The sequence below is a fragment of the Carnobacterium sp. genome (assembly GCF_032094055.1).
Taxonomy (GTDB): domain Bacteria; phylum Bacillota; class Bacilli; order Lactobacillales; family Carnobacteriaceae; genus Carnobacterium_A.
Genome location: NZ_DAMDAK010000033.1, coordinates 1 through 6007, shown reverse-complemented (window position 1 = coordinate 6007; position 6007 = coordinate 1). Strand labels below are relative to the sequence as shown.

Sequence of the window (6007 nt, the reverse complement as noted above, 5' to 3'; positions counted from 1 at the left end):
AGTCAGCAAGGTTGTTAGACCGTCGTGGTTCGGCAAACGGAACGTCTTGTGAACAGTTGGTTTACGCATATCCGCATCCACTAATAAAACACGTTTACCTTGCATAGCAAATGTAACAGCTAAGTTAGCCGACACCGTAGATTTTCCTGCGCCTGCCCCTGCCGAAGTAACCAATAATGTTTTCAAGTCGCGGTCGACCATTGAAAATTGGATATTTGTCCGGATGGTACGGAATTGTTCTGCTATGACGGAACTTGGGCGAGTCAAAGTAATCAGACTTGGACGTTCGCCATTTTGTTCTTTCAGCTTCTTTTTAAACATTTTTTCACCTCTTATACTCTGCTTTGAGTTCTTCTTGTATTTGTTTGTTTGATCGGTTCTGCTTTTGAAGACAATTCAGAATGTGTCATCTCAGAAATATTGCCTAAGCTTGCCCAGCCCAATTCTTCTGTAATAAAACGTTCATCTCGAACAGATTTATCCATGAATTCTAATAAAAATGCTGCTCCTACTCCCAGCATTAAGCCCACTATTAAGCCAATTACCAAGTTGAGTGGATTGTTAGGTGAAATCTGATTGCCATCTGGAATAGCCTCAGAAATGATCGTCACGTTTTCAACGTTCATAATATTACCAATTTCATTTTGGAATGTTGTGGCCACTTCATTCGCTATTTCTGCTGCATCAAAAGGACTTTCATCGGTTACAGTTAATGAAAACACTTGAGAATTATCTTGAGTTGCAATGTCGATTTTACTAGATAATTGAGCTGTAGTCAGATTTGTTTCTAATTTTTCACTCACTTCATTCAAAATAACTGGACCTTTAATAATATCTTTATATGTATTGATCATTTGAACATTGGTATTAATGTCGTTCAGCTGCATACCTTCTGCTGATTCTGTTTTACGGTTAACCAATATTTGAGTAGTTGAACTGTACTTCGGTGTTGCGATAAAAAAAGTGAAAACAGCAGCTAAGATCAATGTCACTAATCCAACACTGATAATCATTGGCATTCTTTTCTTTAAAATAGCGAATAACTCCGCTAAACTAATTTCTTCTTCCATATTCTCCTCCTACGTGTACCTTTTAATCAATCGTTTTTTCTCCTTGTAAAATAAATACTCTAACATTATAACATACTATTACTCACATTCGACTACTTTTTATTAAAATAAGATTTGAAACGAAATTTAACATACTTATTGTTAGTGTGAGCGTATTTTTTATCAATCTATTTTTCAATCTTCTCTTTTATTATTGCTTTGCTATTATAAATAAGTAGAATTTATTTAAAATCTTCCGGCTTTGTTTTCGACAAGTCGAATTCATAAGCTAAAATATCTAAAATACGTCTGGCTGTCTTACCGTCTCCATAAGGATTATTGGTTTCAGCCATTTGACGATGTAGTTCGAGATTGTCTAACAAATCTATCATGGCCTGCGCAACATCTTTTGTTTCTGTTCCTACTAGTTTTAATGTCCCGGCAGCAACGCCTTCCGGTCGCTCAGTTGTATCGCGCAACACTAGGACCGGCACACCTAGCGAAGGTGCTTCTTCTTGTACTCCACCTGAATCACTCATGATCAAGAAGCTTCTAGCGGCAATATTATGAAAATCAATTACATCTAACGGTTCGATCAAATGAATCCGATCATGATCACCTAGTTCGCGAATTGCTATTTCTTGAACGAGTGGATTTAAATGGACCGGATAAACGACCTCCACATCAGGGTAGGTGTCAACTACTTGACGAACAGCTCGAAAAACACGCTTCATCGGTTCGCCTTGATTTTCTCTGCGGTGCATCGTCATCAAAATCAAACGATTGCCTTCTGTTAGTTTATCTAATACTTCATGGTGATAGTCGTCTTTGACAGTGACATCCAATGCATCAATGGCTGTGTTGCCTGTCACATAAACTTGACTTTCTGGGTGATTTTCTTTTAACAAATTAGCGGCGCTTTCTTTGGTTGGAGCAAAATAGATATCAGAGAAGACATCGGTCACTTGTCGGTTCATCTCTTCGGGAAAAGGGGAGTTCTTATTCCAAGTTCGTAATCCAGCTTCCACATGTCCGATTTTAATTTGATTGTAAAATGCCGAGATGCTTGCAGCGAAAGTAGTCGTCGTGTCGCCATGCACTAAAACGATATCCGGATATTCTTTTTGCATCACTTCTTCTAATCCCAACAATACATTGGCTGCGATTTGCGCTAATGTTTGTCGGCTTTTCATAATGTCTAAGTCATAATCTGGCTTAATGTTAAAGATACTCAATACTTGGTCCAGCATTTGTCGATGTTGAGCAGTAACTACTACTACTGATTCAAAATATGCGGATTGACGTTCTAATTCCAAGACCAAAGGTGCCATTTTGATTGCTTCCGGTCTTGTGCCAAAAACGGTCATCACTTTTATTTTTTTCATCCGTTTCATTCCTTTCTTTATTGAATACTGTAAAAAAAATGAGAGAATCTTATTCTCTTTTTTTCATTGGTTTAGCCGGGTTCCCCACCATTACACTACCAGCAGCTACATTTTTTGTAACCACTGCTCCTGCTCCAATAATGGCGTTATCACCAATAACTATTCCAGGCAGAACTGTAGCATTTGCTCCCACATGAACCAATTCACCTATTTGGACATTTCCAGTCAAAACTGCTCCGGGAGAAATATGGGAATAATCACCTATTTTGCAACCGTGTTCCACAATTGCACCTGTGTTGATAATACAATGCTTACCTATTCGCACCGCGGGATGGATTACACTACGAGGCATCACCACAGTTCCTATTCCAATAACTGCATCATCCGCTATCAACGCTGTTTCATCGATCACTGATGTAAAAGACCAATTTTTATATTGTTCTGCTACTTTTTTCCGAATAGAATTTGTTCCAATTGCTATTACGATACTGTCAAAATTCTGCTGATAATCTGCTAATTGCTTACCCAGGATCACTCTTGCAGCTGCTTCTTCATTGACTTTACTGACATCATCATCCGCTATCAAGCTAACTTGCTTATTTCGTTGATTGCAAATCATCATTTGGATAACTTTGCTATGACCGCCCTGACCGTACACTAAGATACGCTCCATTCCATTCTTCACCTCTTTTTTCCGTAACAGATAAAGAAAGCACAGCCAAATTTTCTTTAGACTATGCTTTCCTTTTGCTTACCCTTGTGTACGCAATTCTTTGCTCAATTGAATTAAGTATTCTTTCAGGTTGTCTTTAACTTCTGGATGTTCTAAGCCATATTCAATACTGGTTGTCATAAAGCCGAATTTGTCTCCCACATCATAGCGTGTTCCTTTAAACTCATGTGCCAATACTTTTTGAGTTTTATTCAATTGCTCGATAGCATCTGTTAATTGAACTTCATTCCCTGCTCCCGGTGCTTGGTTTTCCAGCATTTCAAAAATTTCGGGGTTTAATAAGTAACGTCCAATAATAGCTAAATTGCTTGGTGCTTCTTCAGCCTTTGGTTTTTCAACAAATTGCTTGACTTCATAAAGTCCTTCTTCTAATTTTGCTGCCGGATCTACAATACCATATTTTGAGGTATCTTTATCCGGTACCCGCATAGTAGCTAAAACTGACAAGCCGGTTTTATCATGTTGATCCATTAATTGTTTCGTTAAAGGCATGTCATCTTTCATCATGTCATCACCCAATAAGACCACAAATGGCTCATTTCCAACAAAGCTTTTTGCATGAAGTACAGCATCTCCCAGTCCTTTCGGATATGATTGACGAACAAAGTGCAATTTGATTTTAGTGGTGCTTTCAACTAGTTTCAACAAATCCCATTTTTCTTTAGTTTCCAAATTTTGCTCTAATTCAAAGTTTGAATCAAAATGATCTTCAATTGATCGTTTGCTTCTTCCTGTAACAATTAGAATTTCTTCAATTCCAGATTCAATTGCTTCTTCAATAATAAATTGAATCGTGGGCTTATCTACGATTGGCAGCATTTCTTTGGCCATTGCTTTTGTGGCTGGTAAAAAACGTGTTCCTAAACCTGCTGCGGGAATAACCGCTTTTCTAACTTTTTGCATTTGACTTCCTCCATTAATATGATCTAAAAAACAACTCACTATATTGATTCTTTTATTTACCTATTCATATCCATTAGGATTATTTTCTTGCCATCTCCAAGAATCACGACACATTTCTTCTAAGTCAAAAGAAGCTTTCCAACTTAATTCAGTTGCTGCTTTTGAAGCATCTGCATAATAGAGAGCAATATCACCAGGTCTTCTATCCGCTAACACATAGGGGATTTTTTGACCAGTTGCTTTTTCAAAACTAGCTACCACATCCAGTACACTGTAGCCGTTCCCTGTCCCTAAATTATATGCTTCAACCTGTTCTGTTTCCAATACTTTTTCGACTGCTTTTAAATGTCCCTTAGCTAAATCAACGACATGAATGTAATCCCTTACGCCAGTTCCATCTGGTGTATCATAATCATTTCCGAAAACACTTAATTCTTTGCGCTTGCCAACAGCCACTTGTGTGATATACGGCATTAAATTATTCGGTATACCATTCGGGTCTTCCCCGATTCGACCGCTTTCATGAGCTCCAATCGGGTTGAAATAGCGAAGCAAAGCAATACTCCAAGTATTATCTGCCTTGTAAACATCTTGCAAAATCTGTTCGATCATCATTTTAGTCGTGCCGTACGGATTGGTCGTACTCAATGGCAACTCTTCTGTCAATGGTGATACATTGTTCATGCTATAAACTGTTGCCGAAGAACTGAAGACCATTTTTTTCACATCATATTTTTCCATCAACTCCACTAAGACAAAGGTACCGGTCAAATTGTTATGGTAATATTTTAACGGCTGAGCCACTGACTCCCCTACTGCTTTGTACCCAGCAAAATGAATAACAGCATCCAGCTCATGTACTTGAAAAACTTCTTCAAGTGACGCTTTGTCCAGAATATTTACTTCATGAAAAGCAACGTCTTTCCCTGTGATTTCTTTGATTCGTTTCAATACTTCCGGTTTGCTGTTTGAATAATCATCGACGATCACGACTTCATATCCGGCATTTAATAATTCAACTGTTGTGTGACTGCCAATATAACCAGCACCGCCTGTAACTAGAATGGCCATCTAAACGCTCCTTTGAATTTATTTAACTAGAATTGAAATACCTTACCTTCCAATCATAATATACAATGGTTGAAATAACAATCTTAACACTTAGTTTATTATAGGAATCTCAACAAAAAAAGAAACACTGCAATTTTTATTTTGCAATGCTTCTTTTTAGTGTTAATTATTCTAGTTCAAGTTGTTGTCTTAAAAGAGTAGATACTTTGTTAAGTTCTTCAGGAGCAATTTGTTGATAAGATATGTTATTCATCATCACACCGGTTCCTTCTAATTGAACTTGTTCGATATTACCGGCAGCAGAACGGTATTTGCTAAAAATATCTACCATGTCATCAAATGATAAGTTGGTTTGCATGTTGTTTTCCATCGTTCCAAGGACACTTTGGTAATTCGTAATTGTCGAGAAAGTGGCTGCTTTTTTAACGATTGCTTCAAGAACTTGGCGCTGTCTTCCTTGGCGACCATAATCACCCTTGGGATCTTCGTGTCTCATTCTTGAATAAGCTAAGGCTGCTGCACCATCTAGGTTTTCAGTTTGACCTTCAGTAAAACTGTAGCCTTCAATAGAGAATGATAGCGGACTAGTCACTTGAATACCGCCAACTGCATCCACAATATCTTTGATTCCTTGCATATTCACTTCTACGTAATAATCAATTGGAATATCTAGTAATTTTTGAACGGTGTTCATTGACATCGATGTACCGCCAAAGGCATATGCATGATTGATTTTATCCATTGTACCTTTACCAACAATTTCTGTATACGTATCACGTGGAATGCTGACAATTTTGGATTCGTTTGTTTTAGGATTGATTGTCATCACCATGATTGTATCTGACCGACCTTGTTCTGTCCGTCCT

Annotated in this window: 7 protein-coding genes; all 7 read right to left on the bottom strand. The window is 37.8% G+C overall.

The genetic code is table 11. From position 1 onward, the window contains the following. A partial coding sequence (locus RT405_RS06730; RefSeq protein ID WP_313468616.1) for a CpsD/CapB family tyrosine-protein kinase occupies window positions 1-321 on the bottom strand: 321 nt, incomplete at its 3' end. Window positions 322-332: 11 nt separating this feature from the next. Then, entirely contained in the window at window positions 333-1070 is a 738-nt protein-coding gene (locus RT405_RS06725) for a Wzz/FepE/Etk N-terminal domain-containing protein (RefSeq protein WP_313468614.1), read from the bottom strand. A 221-nt stretch (window positions 1071-1291) separates the two neighbouring features. Next, entirely contained in the window at window positions 1292-2434 is a 1143-nt protein-coding gene (gene wecB / locus RT405_RS06720) for a non-hydrolyzing UDP-N-acetylglucosamine 2-epimerase (RefSeq protein ID WP_313468612.1), read from the bottom strand. Between the two features lie 49 nt (window positions 2435-2483). Beyond that, complete coding sequence (locus RT405_RS06715; RefSeq protein ID WP_313468611.1) at window positions 2484-3107, bottom strand: acetyltransferase; 624 nt, start codon at window positions 3105-3107, stop codon at window positions 2484-2486. A gap of 78 nt (window positions 3108-3185) precedes the next feature. Beyond that, window positions 3186-4070 carry a UTP--glucose-1-phosphate uridylyltransferase GalU gene (gene galU / locus RT405_RS06710; RefSeq protein WP_313468610.1) on the bottom strand — a complete coding sequence of 295 codons (885 nt, stop codon included), beginning with the start codon at window positions 4068-4070 and terminating at the stop codon, window positions 3186-3188. A 60-nt stretch (window positions 4071-4130) separates the two neighbouring features. Next, window positions 4131-5141, bottom strand: coding sequence for a UDP-glucose 4-epimerase GalE (galE, locus tag RT405_RS06705; RefSeq protein ID WP_313468608.1), 1011 nt, complete (start codon window positions 5139-5141; stop codon window positions 4131-4133). A 166-nt stretch (window positions 5142-5307) separates the two neighbouring features. After that, the coding region (locus tag RT405_RS06700) for an LCP family protein (protein ID WP_313468606.1) at window positions 5308-6007 on the bottom strand (700 nt) is incomplete at its 5' end.

Bases quoted from the DNA above. Each gene is read 5' to 3' on its own strand.
- RT405_RS06725 (WP_313468614.1), bottom strand. From the start codon at position 1,070: ATGGAAGAAGAAATTAGTTTAGCGGAGTTATTCGCTATTTTAAAGAAA.
- wecB (WP_313468612.1), bottom strand. From the start codon at position 2,434: ATGAAAAAAATAAAAGTGATGACCGTTTTTGGCACAAGACCGGAAGCA.
- RT405_RS06715 (WP_313468611.1), bottom strand. From the start codon at position 3,107: ATGGAGCGTATCTTAGTGTACGGTCAGGGCGGTCATAGCAAAGTTATC.
- galU (WP_313468610.1), bottom strand. From the start codon at position 4,070: ATGCAAAAAGTTAGAAAAGCGGTTATTCCCGCAGCAGGTTTAGGAACA.
- galE (WP_313468608.1), bottom strand. From the start codon at position 5,141: ATGGCCATTCTAGTTACAGGCGGTGCTGGTTATATTGGCAGTCACACA.